General features: G+C 70.9%; 15 protein-coding genes. 5 read left to right on the top strand and 10 right to left on the bottom strand.

The window, feature by feature from the left end; all coding sequences use genetic code 11:
• Window positions 1-11: 11 nt before the first annotated feature.
• Window positions 12-950: an oxygen-dependent tRNA uridine(34) hydroxylase TrhO gene (trhO, locus tag N1031_RS03600; protein WP_259478223.1), complete on the top strand. Its 939-nt coding sequence runs from the start codon at window positions 12-14 to the stop codon at window positions 948-950.
• A gap of 56 nt (window positions 951-1,006) precedes the next feature.
• Window positions 1,007-1,894, top strand: coding sequence for an isocitrate lyase/PEP mutase family protein (locus N1031_RS03605; protein WP_259478224.1), 888 nt, complete (start codon window positions 1,007-1,009; stop codon window positions 1,892-1,894).
• Here N1031_RS03605 and N1031_RS03610 read toward each other — a convergent pair.
• Complete coding sequence (locus N1031_RS03610) at window positions 1,887-3,353, bottom strand: LssY C-terminal domain-containing protein (RefSeq protein ID WP_259478225.1); 1,467 nt, start codon at window positions 3,351-3,353, stop codon at window positions 1,887-1,889. The genes N1031_RS03605 and N1031_RS03610 overlap by 8 nt on opposite strands.
• 116 nt (window positions 3,354-3,469) lie before the next feature.
• On the opposite strand from N1031_RS03610, the gene N1031_RS03615 reads away from it, so the two are divergent.
• Genes N1031_RS03615 through N1031_RS03625 form a run of 3 tightly spaced genes read left to right on the top strand, consistent with a single transcriptional unit; the run spans window position 3,470 to window position 6,226 of the window.
• Window positions 3,470-4,372, top strand: coding sequence for an ABC transporter ATP-binding protein (locus tag N1031_RS03615; RefSeq protein ID WP_259478226.1), 903 nt, complete (start codon window positions 3,470-3,472; stop codon window positions 4,370-4,372).
• Window positions 4,369-5,184, top strand: coding sequence for an ABC transporter permease (locus N1031_RS03620; protein ID WP_259478227.1), 816 nt, complete (start codon window positions 4,369-4,371; stop codon window positions 5,182-5,184). The genes N1031_RS03615 and N1031_RS03620 overlap by 4 nt, the downstream gene beginning before the upstream one ends.
• A 46-nt stretch (window positions 5,185-5,230) precedes the next feature.
• A complete protein-coding gene (locus N1031_RS03625) occupies window positions 5,231-6,226 on the top strand; it encodes an MDR family oxidoreductase (protein WP_259478228.1) in 996 nt (331 codons plus the stop codon).
• 13 nt (window positions 6,227-6,239) lie between these two features.
• On the opposite strand, the gene N1031_RS03630 is transcribed toward N1031_RS03625, so the two are convergent.
• The 9 genes from N1031_RS03630 to hemQ form a co-directional block, all read right to left on the bottom strand.
• Window positions 6,240-7,049, bottom strand: coding sequence for a tyrosine-protein phosphatase (locus N1031_RS03630; protein WP_259478229.1), 810 nt, complete (start codon window positions 7,047-7,049; stop codon window positions 6,240-6,242).
• A 77-nt stretch (window positions 7,050-7,126) separates the two neighbouring features.
• Window positions 7,127-9,082: a cell wall-binding repeat-containing protein gene (locus N1031_RS03635; RefSeq protein ID WP_259478230.1), complete on the bottom strand. Its 1,956-nt coding sequence runs from the start codon at window positions 9,080-9,082 to the stop codon at window positions 7,127-7,129.
• 39 nt (window positions 9,083-9,121) lie between these two features.
• A complete protein-coding gene (locus N1031_RS03640; protein WP_259478231.1) occupies window positions 9,122-9,499 on the bottom strand; it encodes a hypothetical protein in 378 nt (125 codons plus the stop codon).
• Window positions 9,500-9,600: 101 nt separating this feature from the next.
• Window positions 9,601-10,983, bottom strand: coding sequence for a glutamate-1-semialdehyde 2,1-aminomutase (gene hemL / locus N1031_RS03645; protein WP_259478232.1), 1,383 nt, complete (start codon window positions 10,981-10,983; stop codon window positions 9,601-9,603).
• Window positions 10,980-11,987 (bottom strand): porphobilinogen synthase, encoded by a 1,008-nt coding sequence (gene hemB / locus N1031_RS03650; RefSeq protein WP_259478233.1) that lies wholly within the window; start codon window positions 11,985-11,987, stop codon window positions 10,980-10,982. The genes hemL and hemB overlap by 4 nt, the downstream gene beginning before the upstream one ends.
• A 28-nt stretch (window positions 11,988-12,015) precedes the next feature.
• Window positions 12,016-12,807 (bottom strand): uroporphyrinogen-III synthase, encoded by a 792-nt coding sequence (locus N1031_RS03655; protein ID WP_259478234.1) that lies wholly within the window; start codon window positions 12,805-12,807, stop codon window positions 12,016-12,018.
• Complete coding sequence (hemC, locus tag N1031_RS03660; protein ID WP_259478512.1) at window positions 12,804-13,736, bottom strand: hydroxymethylbilane synthase; 933 nt, start codon at window positions 13,734-13,736, stop codon at window positions 12,804-12,806. Before hemC ends, N1031_RS03655 begins: the two co-directional genes overlap by 4 nt.
• 49 nt (window positions 13,737-13,785) lie before the next feature.
• Window positions 13,786-14,964 carry a ferrochelatase gene (locus N1031_RS03665; RefSeq protein WP_375163603.1) on the bottom strand — a complete coding sequence of 393 codons (1,179 nt, stop codon included), beginning with the start codon at window positions 14,962-14,964 and terminating at the stop codon, window positions 13,786-13,788.
• Complete coding sequence (gene hemQ, locus N1031_RS03670) at window positions 14,961-15,716, bottom strand: hydrogen peroxide-dependent heme synthase (RefSeq protein ID WP_259478235.1); 756 nt, start codon at window positions 15,714-15,716, stop codon at window positions 14,961-14,963. The genes N1031_RS03665 and hemQ overlap by 4 nt, the downstream gene beginning before the upstream one ends.
• Window positions 15,717-15,778 lie beyond the last annotated feature (62 nt).

Below are 15,778 nucleotides of genomic sequence, written 5' to 3' on the forward strand. Positions count from 1 at the left end.
AAGATCGCCGGGTGGCCACCCCGAAGATCATCCTCTACTACGTCTTCGCGCCCGTGGCCGACCCCGAGGCCGTGCGGCTGTGGCAGCGCGACCTCGCCGAGTCGCTGGGGCTCCGCGGCCGCGTCATCCTCTCCCCCCACGGCATCAACGGCACGCTCGGCGGCGAGCTCGACGCCGTGAAGCGCTACCTACGCAAGACGCGCGAGTTCGCACCCTTCCGCGAGCTCGACGTGAAGTGGAGCGAGGGCACCGGTCTCGAGGCCGGGCCTGCCTCGCGGCACACCCCGTATCGCGCGAGCATCGACTTTCCGCGGCTGAGCGTGAAGGTGCGCGACGAGCTCGTGAGCTTCGGCGCTCCCGAGCAGCTGCGTGTCGACGCGGACGGCGTCGTGGGCGGCGGCGTGCGACTCGATCCGGATGCGCTCCACGCGCTCGTCGACGAACGGCGGGCCGCGGGCGAGGAGGTGGTGTTCTTCGACGGGCGGAACGCCTCGGAGGCCGCGATCGGCCGCTTCGAGAACGCGATCGTGCCCGAGGTGTCCACCACCCGCGACTTCGTGGGCGTGCTCGACTCGGGCGAGTATGACCACCTGAAGACGTCGACCGTGGTGACGTACTGCACGGGCGGCATCCGCTGCGAGGTGCTCTCCGCGCTGCTGCGCGACCGGGGGTTCGAGAACGTGTACCAGCTCGACGGCGGGATCGTGCGCTACGGGGAGCGCTTCGGCGACTCAGGGCTCTGGCACGGGTCGCTGGCGGTGTTCGACGGCCGCGAGTCGATCGCCTTCACCCCCGAGGCCACAGTGCTCGGCCGCTGCGTCGCGTGCGGCGCGCCCACCTCCCGGCAGCAGAACTGCGCCGACCCGTCATGCCGCGTGAGGCTGGGGGTGTGCGAGGGATGCGCGACTGTCGCGCCCCGTTGTCCACAGCACGCCGGCGCGGACGAATAGTCCACAGGTTCCCGGCCGCGCACCCGCGACGGGTCGCCCGCCCGTAGGCTCGGGCCATGAGCGAGCACAGCACCGACCCCGCCCCCTCCGCCACCGGCCCCGCCTCGGCCGTCCCCTCCTCGGCTGATGCGTACGACTCCTACGATCCGAGCTACGCCCACCCGAGCCACGAGCTCGTGCACGACCGCGCCGACACGTTGCTCGCCCTGCACCACGCGCCCGACATCCTCACGCTGGTGAACGTGTGGGACGTCGCGAGCGCCACGGTGGTGGCCGACCTGCCCGAGACGAAGGCGCTGGCGACCGCCAGCCACGCCATCGCGGCGTCGTACGGCTACGAAGACGGCGAGCGCATCCCGGTGTCGCTCATGATCGAGGCGGTCGGCCGCATCGCGCTGTCCACCTCGCTCCCGGTGTCGGCCGACCTCGAGAGCGGCTACGGCGATCCCGGCGAGACCGTGCGCCGTGCCATCGGCGTCGGGGTCGTGGGGGCGAATCTCGAAGACGGCATGCGCCCCCACATCGAGTCGGTCGAGAACGTGGCCGAGGTGATGCGCGCCGCCGAGGCGGAGGGCGTGCGCTTCGTGCTCAACGCCCGCACCGACGCCCTGCTCAAGCGCGGCGACCGCCCGCTCGACGAGGCCATCGACGACGCGATCGAGCGCGGGAGAGCCTACCTCGACGCCGGTGCCGCCTGCGTCTTCGTGCCCGGCCTGGTCGACGAGCACACCGCCGGGCGCCTGGTCGAAGGCCTCGGCGAACGCAGGGTGAGCGTCATCGGCGTGCCCGGTTCACTCGCCCCGCAGCGCTACCAAGACCTCGGCATCGCCCGCATCTCCTACGGTCCCTGGCCCCAGCGCGTGGCGCTCACCGCCCTGCAGGAGTCCGCCCTCGCCCTCTACGCCGGCGGCGCGCTCCCGGCTAGCACCCAGGTGCTCACCTGAGCCGCAGCAGGCGCCGCTGCACCCGCCGCTGACGGCGCCGCTCGGCCTGCCGATGGCAGAACCGGCGCGCCTCGGTGCCCGAGAGCGCGAGCAGCACCAGCACGTCGAACGACAGCCCCACGAGGTTGGTCTGCAGCGTGATCTCGGGCCCGCCGTTGATGAAGTCGAACGCGGTCACTACCACTGCCGCCGTGCTGATGCCCATCGCGGTGAAGCGCGCCCAGTTGTGCCCGTGGTAGATGAGGTAGGCGAGCACCGCGTAGAGCGCCACGACCGCCAGCCCGACCGTCACGAACGCCGCGGTCACGACCGAGTTGAGGTAGGCCGCGTCGGCCGGGGTGAGCGCACCGGTGAGGGTACGGAAGTCGAGCTCGCCCTCACCCAGGGTGAACCCCACCACCGCGAGCGCGATGAGCCCCGAGATGATGCGGAGGCTCATGAGCAGCACACCCAGGTAGATCGGCGCCGGCCGCCCCACTCCCTCGAGCGGGTTCGACGAGAACACGGCGGCCGGGGTCGGAGCCACCGGCCGCTCCTCCTCGAGGTCCTGCACGTCCCACGTCGGCACCTTGCGCAGGTCGACGATCGGCAGGTCGCCGTCGGTCACGATGGCGTCGCCCCCGCCGTTCACGTGGTGGTAGCCCGTCGAGAAGTTGCGGATGACCTTGACGGTCGCCCGCTCGTTGCCCTCCGCGAGGGTGGAGACGATGTGGTCGCGCTCCCGGTCGGTCTCCTTGTCGATGCGGTGGGTGATCTGCAGGGTGAAGAAGCTCAGCCCGATGCTGCGGTCGTAGGTGCCCGCGGCCATCCAGTCCGCCTTGTGTCCGCCGGGCAGGCGCCATCCCTTCGGGCATCGCCAGAAGCGCACGTGGTGCCGCTTGGCCGGGTTGCCCTCCACCTCCTGCTGGTAGGTGAAGCTCTGCAGCTGACCGAAGAGGTACAGGCGCGACACCGGTGCGCCCGGGTAGCTGCGCCGCAGCAGTGTAGCGCGCACCGTGCGCAACGCCGAGGTGAGCCCCATGTCGTCGGCCTGGTGCCATCCGGCCCGCCGCATGGCCTCGTGCACCTGTTCCTCGGTGCCGCGCAGCGCCACGTTCACGGGGTCTCCGAGCAGCCCCTCTCGCGTCTTCGCCCGCCCGATGAAGTAGTCGGGCACGTAGAACAGGGTGAGGATGCTGTGCACCCGCGGCAGCAGCAGGTAGGCCACCACGAGCCAGAACACCACGAGGAACCACAGCTGCTGCCACCCCTTGGCGAACGACTCCGTGGCCACGAGGAAGGCCAGCCACCCGGTCGAGAGCGTGCCGACGAAGAAGAACGCGCTGTCGACGACGAGCCCGACCGACCCGCGGAGCGTGCGGCGCCTGATGTGCTCGACGAGCCCGGCGTCCTCCAGCTCCGCGTCGCGGTCGACCGCCATCGGGCAGGCCCCTTTCTGCGCCGGTCGCACTCCGGTCACACGGGGATTGTCTCAGGATTGTGTGAAAGCTGTGACAACGCCAGGCGCCGCGCCTAGGCTGGAGAGCGAGACGACTCGCTCGTTCATCCTCAGGACACCGACAGGACACGTGATCCATGCCCACCGGCGTACCCCTCGAATTCTCAGGCCTCTCCAAGAGATTCGGCACCGTCGCCGCCGTCTCCGACCTCACCCTCACGGTCGAGCCCGGGCAGGTCACCGGCTTCCTCGGCCCCAACGGCGCGGGCAAGACCACCACGCTGCGCATGCTGCTCGGCCTCACCCGCCCCACCAGCGGGCAGGCCACCTTCGGCGGCACCGCCTACTCGGCCCTGCCCTCCCCGCTCACCACCGTCGGCGCCTCGCTCGAGGCCGCCAGCTTCCATCCGGGGCGTTCTGCCCGCAACCACCTCGCCGTCTACGCCCGTGCCGCCGGCCTGCCGAAGACGGCACCGGATGCGGCGCTCGAGCGGGTGGGGCTCTCGGCCTACGCGAACCGCCGCGTGGGCGGCTACTCGCTGGGCATGCGCCAGCGGCTGGGGCTCGCCTTCGCGCTCCTCGGCGACCCGGGAGTGCTCGTGCTCGACGAGCCGATCAACGGTCTCGACCCTGAGGGCATCAAATGGATCCGGCTGCTGCTGCGCGGCATGGCCGCCGAGGGCCGCACGGTGCTCATCAGCTCGCACCTGCTGAGCGAGGTGCAGCAGACCGTCGACGAGGTCGTCATCATCTCGCACGGCTCGCTCGTGCACCGCGGCGAGCTCTCCAGCCTCGACGTCTCCGACTCGAAGCAGGTGCAGGTGAACGCCGATGACCGCGACCGCCTGGCCGAGGTCATCCGCTCGGCCGGCTACGAGGTGTCGTCGCTGCGCTCGGGCGTGCTGGTCGAGAACGCCGAGGCGGGTGAGATCGGCCGGCTCGCCTTCGAGGCCGGCATACCGCTCACCGCCCTCTCGCAGAAACGCACCGGGCTCGAGGAGTCGTTCCTCACCCTGGTCGGAGAGGAGGGCGCGCTGTGAGCCGCCCCCGCACCAGCGTCGCCACCGCGATCGCCTCCGAGACCACGAAGCTCCTCACCACCCGTCTGTGGTGGGTGCTCGCCGTCATCATGGCGGGCTACGTCGCCCTCTGCGCGGGCGGCATCGCCGCCATCCTGGGCGGACTCGGCAGCGCGGCGAGCGGGCCGCAGATCCCCGAGGCCCAGCTCCCACTGCTGGTCTACAGCTTCGCCACCTCGGTGGGCTACGTCTTCCCCGTGCTGCTCGGGGCGCTGGCCGTCACGAGCGAGTTCCGCTTCCAGTCACTCACCCCCACCTTCCTGGCCATCCCGCGGCGCGGTCTCGTGCTCACCGGCAAGCTGGTCACCCTGCTGGTGGCGGGTGCCGCGTTCGGTGCGATCGCGCTGGCCGCCTCGATGGGCGTCGGCGCGGGCATCCTGGCCGCCGTCGGAGTCGACCCCCTGCTGGGCGAGCCGGAGGTGTGGGCCTTCGTGGGCCGCAGCATCCTGGCCATGGCGCTCTGGTCGGCCATCGGCGTGGGCCTCGGCACCCTCGTGCCGAGCCAGGTGGCCGCGATCGTGATCGTGCTGGCCTTCACGCAGTTCGTCGAGCCGCTGCTGCGGCTCGGGGCGAGCTTCACCGACTGGTCGGCGCAGGTGGCGCAGTACCTCCCCGGGTCGGCGAGCGATGCGCTGGTGGGGTCGAGCATCTACACCGCGATGTCGGGGGGCACCGGGCTCGTGTGGTGGCAGGGTGGTCTCGTACTGGCCGCGTATGCGCTGGTGACGACGGTGATCGGTTTCTTCACCAGCTGGCGCCGCGACGTGTCATAGCCGGAACAGCTACCTCAGCTGCCGCAGCCGAACGAGGAGGAGCACCATGGCCCAGGCGATCGTCTCGACCCTGAAGGGCGAGCCCGCGACCCTGCTCGAGATCGACGAGGACGAGTTCTTCGAGGGCACCGGCGGCGAGGAGGCCGTCGACGTGGAGGTGCTCTACTCCAGCCTCAACTACAAAGACGGGCTCGCCCTCGCGGGCCGGCCCGGCGTGGTGCGGGAGTGGCCGCTCGTGCCCGGCATCGACCTCGTGGGCCGCGTCTCCGCATCCCGCTCGCCCCGGCTCTCGGCCGGCGATCTCGTGGTGCTCAACGGCGACGGCCTGGGCGAGTTCCGCCACGGGGGCTTCGCGACCCGTGCCCGGGTGCGACCGGATGCGCTGCTCCACCTCCCCGAGGCGATCTCACCCTGGCGGGCCGCCGCGATAGGCACCGCTGGTTTCACCGCGATGCTCGCCGTGCTGGCGCTCGAAGACGCGCGCGTCACCCCTGATGACGGAGAGGTGCTGGTCACCGGCGCGGCCGGCGGCGTGGGCTCGGTGGCGATCTCGCTGCTGGCCGGCCGCGGCTACCGGGTCGTCGCCTCCACCGGCCGGGCCGAGGAACAGGGCGGCTATCTCGAAGGGCTCGGTGCGACCCGGGTGATCGACCGCGCCTCCCTCGGCGAGCCGGGCAGGCCGCTGCAGAGCCAGGCCTGGGCGGGGGCGATCGACTCCGTGGGCGGCGCCGCCCTCGCGAACATCCTCGCCCAGACCCTCTACGGCGGCACCGTGGTGGCCTGCGGGCTCGCGGCGAGCGCCGACCTGCCCACCACGGTGATGCCGTTCATCCTGCGCTCGGTCACGCTCACCGGCGCGAACTCGGTCGAGGCACCGCTGACGCTGCGGCAGCGCGCGTGGCACGACCTCGCCACCGAGCTCGACCTCGAGGCCCTCGACGGCATGACGACCACCCTCGGCCTCGCCGAGACCCTCGACGCCGCCCCGCGCATCCTCGCCGGCCAGGTGCGCGGCCGCACCGTGGTCGACCCGAACCGGTAGCTCGCGCTCCGCGTCAGCCGGCGCGCAGCACCTCGGCCAGGCGCGCGACCTCGGCCTCGGTCAGCCCACCCGAGCGCAGGTACCCGGCCGCATCGCCGTGCTCGGCCGCGACCCAGTCGAGCGCGGCCTCGATCGCCGAGGCCGGCGACTCGGTCGCGAGCGTGCGGAGCCGGGGGGTGAGCGGAACGCCGAGGCTGGTGACCAGGGCGATCAGCGCCTCCGCCAGCCCTCCGGCCAGGTTGGTGCCGGTCTGCACGTAGTCGGCGACGATCGCCTCACGCGGCACGCCCGCCACACAGAGGAGCAGGGCGGCGGCGAGCCCCGTGCGGTCCTTGCCAGCCGTGCAGTGGAAGACCACTCCGGGCCGATCGGTGTCCGACGCGGTGATCACGGTGCGCGCCACCTCGGCGAACTGGACGGCCGAGCTGCCGAGGATGGCGCGGTAGAGGTCTTCGAGGGTGGGGATCTGCTCGGCGATCGCCGCGATCTGCTCGTCGCTGAGCGCGGTGTCGGAGCCGGCCGTGGGCAGCAGGCTCTGCACGAGCTCGTCCATCGCGCCACCCTGCACGGGCAGGGGCACGATCAGCACGCTGCCGTCGGCCGGCAGGTGGTCGGCCGCCCTGGCCCGCTCGGCGTCGGTGCGGAGGTCGACGATGGTGCCGATGCCGAGCTCCGCGAAGGCGGCGACGCCCTCCTCGGTGAGCGTCGACAGCGCGTCGGAACGGTACAGCACGCCCGGCGCGACCGACCCGCCTCCCGAGATCGGCAACCCTCCGAGATCGCGGGAGTTGTGCGTGATGCTGAGGCGTGCAGTCGTGTCCACCGGGCGGGATCCTCTCGAGTCGGTCCCAGCGTAGTGGGCCCGCCCCGACTCCGACCCGCCCATTTCCCTGCCCCGGCTCACCGCGCGATGTACGCTCCCAACTGCGACTTGACCGCATCGGATACCGTCTCTGTGCCGCCCAGCACCGCAATGTGCAAAGGCTTAAGCCGTGTCAACTCATCCCGAACCGAAGGGGGGATCACGTTCTTTCCAACGAGCAGAATGGGAGCCCCGCGTCGAATAGCGGCAGCCGACCCAGAGAGTGCGTCCGGAAAGTTCTCGCCGGAGGCGACGTAGACGCTGGCGCTTCCTGCGGGGAACGCGAGCTTTGAGATCGCGCTCGCTGATTCGAAGCGATCCGCGCCGGCGATGCGTGTCACGGTGGCCACAGTGCCCAAGTCTTTGGCAGTGGCCTCTGAGACGGAGTTCCGACCGCCGACTATGACAAGGCTTGCTGGCTTCAGCCGCGCGAGTTCCTTGCGGACAGCCTCAGGAACCGAATTGGTGTCCACCAGGAGGACCGGCCCCTTGGCGGCTCCCGCGGCGGCCGAGGCGGATAGTGCGTCCGCATAGCCGCGCCCCGACGCGACGTACGCCACCGTAACACCTGAGGCAAAGGTCCTGGCGGAGACGGCAGCGGACACGGAGAATCGGTCGGGCCCATCTATGCGCTCGACGGCTCCTGTCGTGTAGTCACCCAGTTCTCTGATGACTGCAGGGCTCACCGTCCGCTCACCGCCAATCACAACGATGCTCCGCGGTTTCAGACGACCAAGTTCCGCGCGAATAGAGGCCGGCACATCATCGCGTGGGGTCAGGAGGAGCGGGGCTCGACGCAACCCCGCGGCAGCGGAGGCGGCCAGAGCGTCAGGGAATGTTTCCCCCGATGCGATGTAGGCCACCCCTACCCCCGTGGCGAATGCGTCAGCGGAGATCGCTGCCGAGGCCGCATAGCGGTCGGATCCGCCAAGACGAGAGACTCCAATTGGCGGATCGACCGTGATGTCGAACATCGATAGTGTCGAGCCACCACGGGTGAGAAGACGTTCCGAATCGGCGGCCATCGCGATTCCTGCGACGACCGGAGTTGCTGTGTTCGAGCCCTCGTCCTCCAGCCCGCTCGCACGGAGGAAATTGATGCGCCGGCTACCGACCGCCACGAGTATCACGTCGTCACTACGATCGATCGCGATGCCACTGGGCGCAGAGCCCATCGAAGGAGAAGTCGCCCGCAGAGTCAGGTCTGAGTCGAATCGCTGAAGATAGTTGTCGTTCGAGGCCACCTCATGAAGCCCGAGATACAGATGCGTGTCAACCCAGTCGACAAGCGACACCTCTCCGGACATCGTGTGCGTCACCGGCGACGACCCCGGCTTCACCTCGACCAGGAGGTTCGACGAGAAGCCCGCCGCGAAGACGGTATGCGTGACGGGATCGACCGCGAGATGATTGGCGCCGATGCCGATCGGCACACTCGTGACCGTGCCGCTGTCGAGATCGACCGTCGTGAGCGCGAAGTTTGGACCGGTGACGTGCATCTCTCGCGCTGACTCGTCAACGGTCACCGCGAAGGAGGGCGACCCGACAGGTATGGACGTGACGACTGTCTCCGACGTGGGCGACAGCGGATTAGTGTCGATCACTCGGATTGAGCTGTCGACTCGATCGGCCACATAGAGCTTCTGAGACGCCCTGTCGAGCGATATCGCCACTGGTGCAGCCCCGACCGTCACCGTGGATCGGTGCATAACTGCATCTCCGGCCACATCGAAGACTTCGATGCGGCCGCCCTCGGTATCGACGGCGTAGGCGCGACTCCCCGAGTCATCCAGCACTAGATCTGCCAGGCTGGTCGCGGGTCGCGGAGTGGACCGCGCATCGACAAGCGTCAGATGAATGCCTCGTGGCAGAGCCCACGAGGCGGCCGGAGCGAGAAGGCCCGAGACCAGGACAGCGACGACGGCCGCCGTGGTGCGAATCAAACGACGACGGAACATCGCCATATCTTGATGATTACTCACAGCACCAGTCATGTGGTGATGATAACTCATCTCATGGGTAATCGGTGAGTTCTAGTCGATGATCTCGGTGCGCCCCTCGAGCGGTGGCAGCCGCAGGGCGCGCAACAGCTGCACGGAGTGCGCCGTGGTGACGATGATGCGCGAGAACTCGTCGTTCTCGAGGTCGATCACCACCGAGGTGCGGGTGCCCTTGACGAGCAGGAAGTCCTTGCCGTCGTGGAACTTCCAGGTGCCCACCGCGAGGGTGAGCGGGATAGCCGCCCCGGGCGCCCGGATGCCGCGCACCCACACCCACGGGTCGTCGGTGAGGGCGGCCGAGCGGATGTTCTCCAGCGGCACCACGATGTCGGTGCGGCGGAACGAGATGAGCTTCTCGGCGCGCGTCAGACGGATCTCGAGTCGATCGGTGTGAACGAAGAGAACGGCCATGCCCTCTATCCTGCCGTGGCCCGCCTGAGAACGGCACGATTGCCCGGGAGACCCCTATAACGATTCGGGAATGTCTCTCGGCCGACAGTCTGCCGAACGCCTCAAGCCTCCGCCTGGGCCGCGGCCGCCGCCGCGGCGGCCTTCGGCAAGGCCTCCAGGATGCGCGCCACGGCCGCCTCATCGTGCGCCGCCGTCACGAACCACGCCTCGTACACCGACGGCGGGAGCGAGACCCCTTCCTCGAGCATGGCGTGGAAGAACGGGGCGTAGCGGTAGCCCTGCTGCCGCTGCACGTCGGCGTAGTCGCGCGGCGGCACGGCCGAGCCGAAGGTGAAGCTGAACAGACTCCCTGCCCGCTGCACGCTGTGAGCCACACCCGCGTCGGCGAGCGCCTCCGACACCGCCGCCGAGACGGTGGCCGCGGTGCGGTCGAGCGCCTCGTACACTGCGGAGTCGGCCAGCCGCAGCGTGGTGAGCCCGGCGGCAACGGCGACCGGGTTACCCGACAGCGTCCCCGCCTGGTACACGGGACCGAGCGGGGCGAGCGTGTCCATCACCTCGGCGCGGCCGCCCAGCGCGGCGAGCGGCATGCCCCCGCCCACGACCTTGCCGAAGGTGAGCAGGTCGGGGACGTAGGCCGGCACGTGGTGCGCGTCGGGCGCATCCTGATGCACCTCGGCCACCGGGGAGCCCACGTTCTCGAGCCCCCACCAGCCCGCGGGGCCGACCCGGAACCCGGTGAGCACCTCGTCGACGATGAGCAGGGCCCCGTGGGCATGCGCGATGTCGGCCAGCGCGGCATTGAACCCGGGCGCGGGCGGTACGACTCCCATGTTCGCCGGCGCCGCCTCCACGATGATCGCGGCGATCTCCTCGCCCCGCGAGGCGAACAGCGCCCGCACGGCATCGAGGTCGTTGTAAGGCAGCACGACCGTGAGTGCGGCGACGGCCGCGGGCACACCGGCCGAGGCGGGCAGCGCCAGGGTCGCGAGACCGGAGCCGGCTTCGGCCAGCAGCGAGTCGGAGTGGCCGTGGTAGTGGCCGGCGAACTTCACCAGCAGCTCGCGCCCGGTGTAGCCCCTGGCCAACCTGATGGCCGTCATGGTGGCCTCCGTGCCGGTGGAGACCAGCCGCAGCTTCTCGACCGGGTGCACCCCGCCCGCCACCACGCGCTCTCGCACGAGCTCGGCGAGGTCGGTCTCGGCCGGGGTTGTGGCTCCGAACGAGAGCCCGCGCGCCGCCGCCTCCTGCACCGCGGCGACGACCTCGGGATGCGCGTGGCCGAGGATGGCCGGCCCCCACGAGGCCACCAGGTCGACGTAGTCGCGCCCCTCGGAGTCGGTGACGTAGGGACCCTGCGCGGCCACCAGGAACCGCGGGGTGCCGCCCACCGAGCGGAAGGCCCGCACGGGCGAGTTCACCCCGCCGGGGATCGACTGCTGCGCGCGGTCGAACTCGGCGGCGTTCGTGGTGTGCCCGCTCATGCCGCACCCTTCAGTCCGCGGGCCACCTCGACGGCCCAGTAGGTGAGCACGGCGTCGGCGCCGGCCCGGCGGATGCTCGTGATCGACTCGAGGATCGCCCGCTCCCGGTCGATCCAGCCGTGCGCGGCCGCGGCCTCGATCATCGCGTACTCGCCCGACACCTGGTAGGCCCACACCGGCACGGGCACGGTGGCGGCCACGTCGGCGACGAGGTCGAGATAGCTCAGCGCCGGCTTCACCATGACGATGTCGGCGCCCTCCTCCACGTCGAGCACGGCTTCGCGCAGGCCCTCGCGACGGTTCGCCGGATCGAGCTGGTAGGTCTTGCGGTCGCCACGGAGCGTCGACCCCACCGCCTCACGGAAGGGGCCGTAGAACGCCGAGGCGTACTTCGCGGAGTAGGCGAGGACGGCGACGTCGTCGAACCCGTCGGAGTCGAGCGCCGCGCGCACGGCCGCGACCTGGCCGTCCATCATGCCGGAGAGCCCGAGGAGCTGCGAACCCGCCCTGGCCTGCTCCAGCGCCATGTCGCGGTACCGCTCCAGGGTGGCGTCGTTGTCGACCGAGCCGTCGGCGGCGAGCACGCCGCAGTGGCCGTGGTCGGTGAACTCGTCGAGGCAGAGGTCTGTCTGCACCACGAGGGCGTCGCCCACCTCGGCGGCGACCACTCGGGTGGCCGCGTTGAGCACACCATCGGGGTCGGTCGCGGCGGTGCCGAAACCGTCCTTGGCCGAGTCGGCGGGCACCCCGAACAGCATCACCCCGCCGAGGCCGAGCTCGGCGGCCTCGGTCACCGCCGCCTTCACGCTGTCGAAGGTGTGCTGCACGACACCGGGCATCGACTGCAGCGGCTGCGGCTCGACGATGTCGTCGCGCACGAACAGCGGCAGCACGAGTTGCGCCGGGTCGAGCCGGGTCTGGGCGACGAGCCGCCGCATCGCGGGCGTGCCGCGCAGCCGGCGTGGACGCACCACGGGAAAGGAGCCGAAGGAGCCGGTGGTCATGCCCTCCAGCCTAGATCGCCCGGCTGAGCTACTGCCCCTCGGCCGCCCTCCGGGCGTTGGCCACCTCGATCACGGCATTGATGAGCGACTCGGCCGAGCGCCCCTTGGCGATCACGTCGACCCGGAGCCCGTAGGTGGTGGCGTCCTCGGCCGTGCGCGGGCCGATCGCTGCCACCAGCGTCGACTCGGGGATGGGGCCGAGCTGCTTCTGCACCTGTTCGGCCACCGAGCCCGAGGTCACGAACACGGCGTCGATCGCCCCGGCGGCCACGTCGGCCCGGATGCGCGGGTCGACCTCCACGCCGATGGTGCGGTAGGCCACCACCGACTCCACGGTGTGGCCGCGCTTGATGAGCCCCTCGGTGAGCACCGGCTTGGCGATGTCGCTGCGCAGCGTGAGCACCCGCAGCTCGGGCCCGAACTGCTCGAAGCGCTTGAGCTCGCGCAGCAGGCCCTTGGCGGAGTTGTCCTCCGGCGGCACCAGGTCGACCTTGTAGCCCGCGGCCGAGAGGGCGGCGGCGGTGGTCTCGCCCACGGCGGCGATGTGCGTCTCGGGCGGCACCACGGCCTGGTGGGCGGCGAGCACGTCGACGGTGGTGGCACTCGTCATGGTGAGCCAGTCGAACGAGCCGGCCGCGAGCGCCGCGAGCGCGCGCTGCAGGGTCTCGGCGTCTTCGGTGGCCGCGAAGTTGATCATGGGCGCCACGATCGGCCGCGCACCCACCGCGCGCAGGTCGGCCGCCACACCGTGCCCCCAGGGTCCGCCGCGCGGCACCAGGATTCGCCACCCGCCGAGCGGGCGCTGCGACCAGGCCGTCATCGCCCACCGCCCACGGGTGCGAACTCCGCCGCACCGTCGTCGAGCAACTGGGTGGCCACCGCCTGACCGAGAAGTTCGGCCACCACGAGGTCGTCACCGAGCATCCGGGCCGACCGCTCGCAGCCGAGTTCGGCCGCCCCGTCGGCCTGGTACACCGTGGCCGAGAGCGTGAGCTCGTCACCCGAGACCGTCGCCCGCGCGCCCACCGGCGCCGCGCATCCGGCCTCGAGCGCGGCGAGCACCGCGCGTTCGGCGAGCACGGCCGTGCGCGTGGGGGCATGTTCGATGCTGAGCAGCTCGGGAATGCTGTCCCCCTCACGGGTCTCGATCGCGAGCGCACCCTGACCGGGTGCCGTGGGCCACAGGTCGAGCGCGAAGAGTTCGGATGCTGCGTCTAGCCTATCGAGCCGCGCAAGCCCCGCCGACGCGAGCACCACGGCGTCGAGGTCGCCCTCCTGCACACGGCGCAGCCGGCTGTCGACATTGCCCCGGATGTCGACCACCTCGAGGTCGGGCCGGAGCGAGAGCAGCTGGGCGACGCGGCGCGGCGAGCCGGTACCCACCCGCGCGCCCTCGGGCAGTTCGTCGAGGCCGAGCCCGTCGCGCGTGCACAACGCGTCGCGCGGGTCTTCGCGCTCGGGCACCGCACCGAGCACGAGACCCGGGTAGGGCGCCGTCGGGAGGTCTTTGAGGGAGTGCACGATGAGGTCGCACTCGTCGGCCACGAGGGCCTCGCGCAGTGCGCTGGCGAACACGCCGGTGCCGCCGAGGCTCGCGAGCGACTCCCGGGATCGGTCGCCCTCCGAGGTGACGATGACCGTCTCCACGTCGACACCGGAGGCCTCGACGAGCGCGGCGACCACGTGCCCGGTCTGCGCTCGGGCGAGCGCACTGCCCCGGGTCGCGACGCGAAGGGTTCTGCTCGACATCACCCTACGATTCTCACCCATCCGCACACCCTCGGGGGCGCTCCGAAGGTCACGGTGCGATACCGGCCAGCGCGGGCTTGAACCCGAGCCGCACGTTCTCGCAGCAGCCGGGCCGGCACACGTCGTACCAAGGGCCGAGAGAGGTGAGCGCCGGGCGCTCGGCCGTGGGGGTGCCGTTCACCCGCTCCAGCACGAGGTCGATGAGCCCGCTCACGTAGGCGGGGTCGACACCGGGGGTGGGGATGCGCACGGCACGCAGGCCCTGTTCGGCACAGCTCGTGAGCGCCTCGTTGTCGAGGTCCCAGAGCACCTCCATGTGGTCGCTCACGAAGCCCAGCGGCACGATCACGACCGCCTTCACCCCGCGACCGGGGAGCTCCTCGATGGCGTCGTTGATGTCGGGCTCGAGCCAGGGCTGGCTGGGCGGCCCCGAACGGGACTGGTACACCAGCTGCCACGGCACGTCGGCGGCACCGGCCGCCGCAGCCATGACCACCTCGGCCACGGCCTTGTGCTGCGCCGCGTAGGCGCCTTCCGCGCCGAATCCGCGCGAGGAGGGGCCGGAGCGCTCGGCGTCGGCGGTGGGGATGGAGTGCGTGGTGAACAGCACCTCCACCTCGCTCGTGAGGTCGAGCTGGGGCGTCTCCTCGACGAAGGCGGCGAGCGCCGCCTCCAGACCCTCGATGAACGGCGTGACGAAACCGGGGTGGTCGAAGAACTGGCGCACCTTGTCGATGGTGATCTCGCCCGCGAGACCCGTCTCGTCGAGGGCGATCGCGAAGTCCTCGCGGTACTGCCGGCAGCTGGAGTAGGAGCTGAAGGCGCTCGTGGCGATGGCGATGAGCGAGCGGTAGCCCTTCTCGTGCGCCTCGGTGAGGGCGTCGCGCAGGTAGGGGTCCCAGTTGCGGTTGCCCCAGAGCACCGGCAGGTCGACGCCGCGCGCGGCCAGCTCGGCCTCGAGGGCGAGCTTCAGCTGCCGGTTCTGCGCGTTGATGGGGCTCACGCCGCCGAAGGCGCGGTAGTGGTGGGCCACCTCCTCGAGCCGCTCGTCGGGGATGCCGCGGCCGCGGGTGACGTTGCGGAGGAACGGGATGACGTCGTCCTGCCCCTCGGGGCCGCCGAACGAGGCCAACAGGATCGCGTCGTAGGCGACCGGCTCCTCCACGTGCTCGGCCCCGCCCGCCGCCGCGGCGCTGGCGCCGGGCACGATGTCGAGCGGGCTCGTCACTGCAGCACCTCGACGATCTCGGCGAGGTCGATGCGGCGGCCCGTGAAGAACGGCACCTCCTCGCGCACGTGCAGGCGCGCATCCGTCGCCCTCAGATGACGCATGAGGTCGACCAGGTTGAGCAGTTCGTCGTCTTCGAGCGCGAGGATCCACTCGTAGTCGCCCAGGGCGAACGAGGCGACCGTATTGGTGAGCACCGAGCGGTACTCGGCGCCCTTGCGGCCGTGGTCGGCCAGCATCTGCCGGCGCTCGGCCTCGGGCAGGATGTACCACTCGTACGACCGCACGAAGGGGTAGACGGTCAGCCAGCCCTTGGGCTCCTTGCCGCGCATGAACGCGGGCAGGTGGTTCGACGAGAACTCGGCGTCGCGGTGCACGCCCATCGCGTTCCAGGTGGGCAGCAGCGGCGTGAACAGGCGGGTGCGGCGCAGCTGGCGCAGCGCCCACTGCAGGGTCTCGGGCACACTGCCGTGCAGCCACACCATGATGTCGGCGTCGGCGCGCAGGCCCGACACGTCGTAGAAGCCGCGCACCATCACGTCTTCTTCTTCGATCGAGACGACCGCCTCGTCGAGCTCGGCGAGCGCGGAGGGCACGTCGAAGCCGTCGACCGAGAGGGGCGCGTCTGGATTGCGCCTGAACACGGCCCAGAGCGTGTAGCCCACCACGGGCACCGACTCGCTGTCCTCCACGTCGCGGGCGACGGGCTGGGGTGCTGGGGTGGAATCGACGTCGACGGGCAGGTCGGTCATGGTCCTTCTTCGTTCGGATGGCGCGGTGGCGCGGGTCGCGCCGACGGGCGACGTGCGCGCGG

Source organism: Herbiconiux moechotypicola, from assembly GCF_024979255.1.
GTDB classification, from domain to species: domain Bacteria; phylum Actinomycetota; class Actinomycetes; order Actinomycetales; family Microbacteriaceae; genus Herbiconiux; species Herbiconiux moechotypicola.

Coding starts and splice junctions, on each gene's coding strand:
- N1031_RS03625 (WP_259478228.1), top strand. CDS start 5,231: ATGGCCCAGGCGATCGTCTCGACCCTGAAGGGCGAGCCCGCGACCCTG.
- hemL (WP_259478232.1), bottom strand. CDS start 10,983: ATGAGCGGGCACACCACGAACGCCGCCGAGTTCGACCGCGCGCAGCAG.
- hemQ (WP_259478235.1), bottom strand. CDS start 15,716: ATGACCGACCTGCCCGTCGACGTCGATTCCACCCCAGCACCCCAGCCC.
- N1031_RS03655 (WP_259478234.1), bottom strand. CDS start 12,807: ATGACGGCCTGGTCGCAGCGCCCGCTCGGCGGGTGGCGAATCCTGGTG.
- N1031_RS03615 (WP_259478226.1), top strand. CDS start 3,470: ATGCCCACCGGCGTACCCCTCGAATTCTCAGGCCTCTCCAAGAGATTC.
- N1031_RS03635 (WP_259478230.1), bottom strand. CDS start 9,082: ATGACTGGTGCTGTGAGTAATCATCAAGATATGGCGATGTTCCGTCGT.
- N1031_RS03640 (WP_259478231.1), bottom strand. CDS start 9,499: ATGGCCGTTCTCTTCGTTCACACCGATCGACTCGAGATCCGTCTGACG.
- hemC (WP_259478512.1), bottom strand. CDS start 13,736: ATGTCGAGCAGAACCCTTCGCGTCGCGACCCGGGGCAGTGCGCTCGCC.
- hemB (WP_259478233.1), bottom strand. CDS start 11,987: ATGACCACCGGCTCCTTCGGCTCCTTTCCCGTGGTGCGTCCACGCCGG.
- N1031_RS03605 (WP_259478224.1), top strand. CDS start 1,007: ATGAGCGAGCACAGCACCGACCCCGCCCCCTCCGCCACCGGCCCCGCC.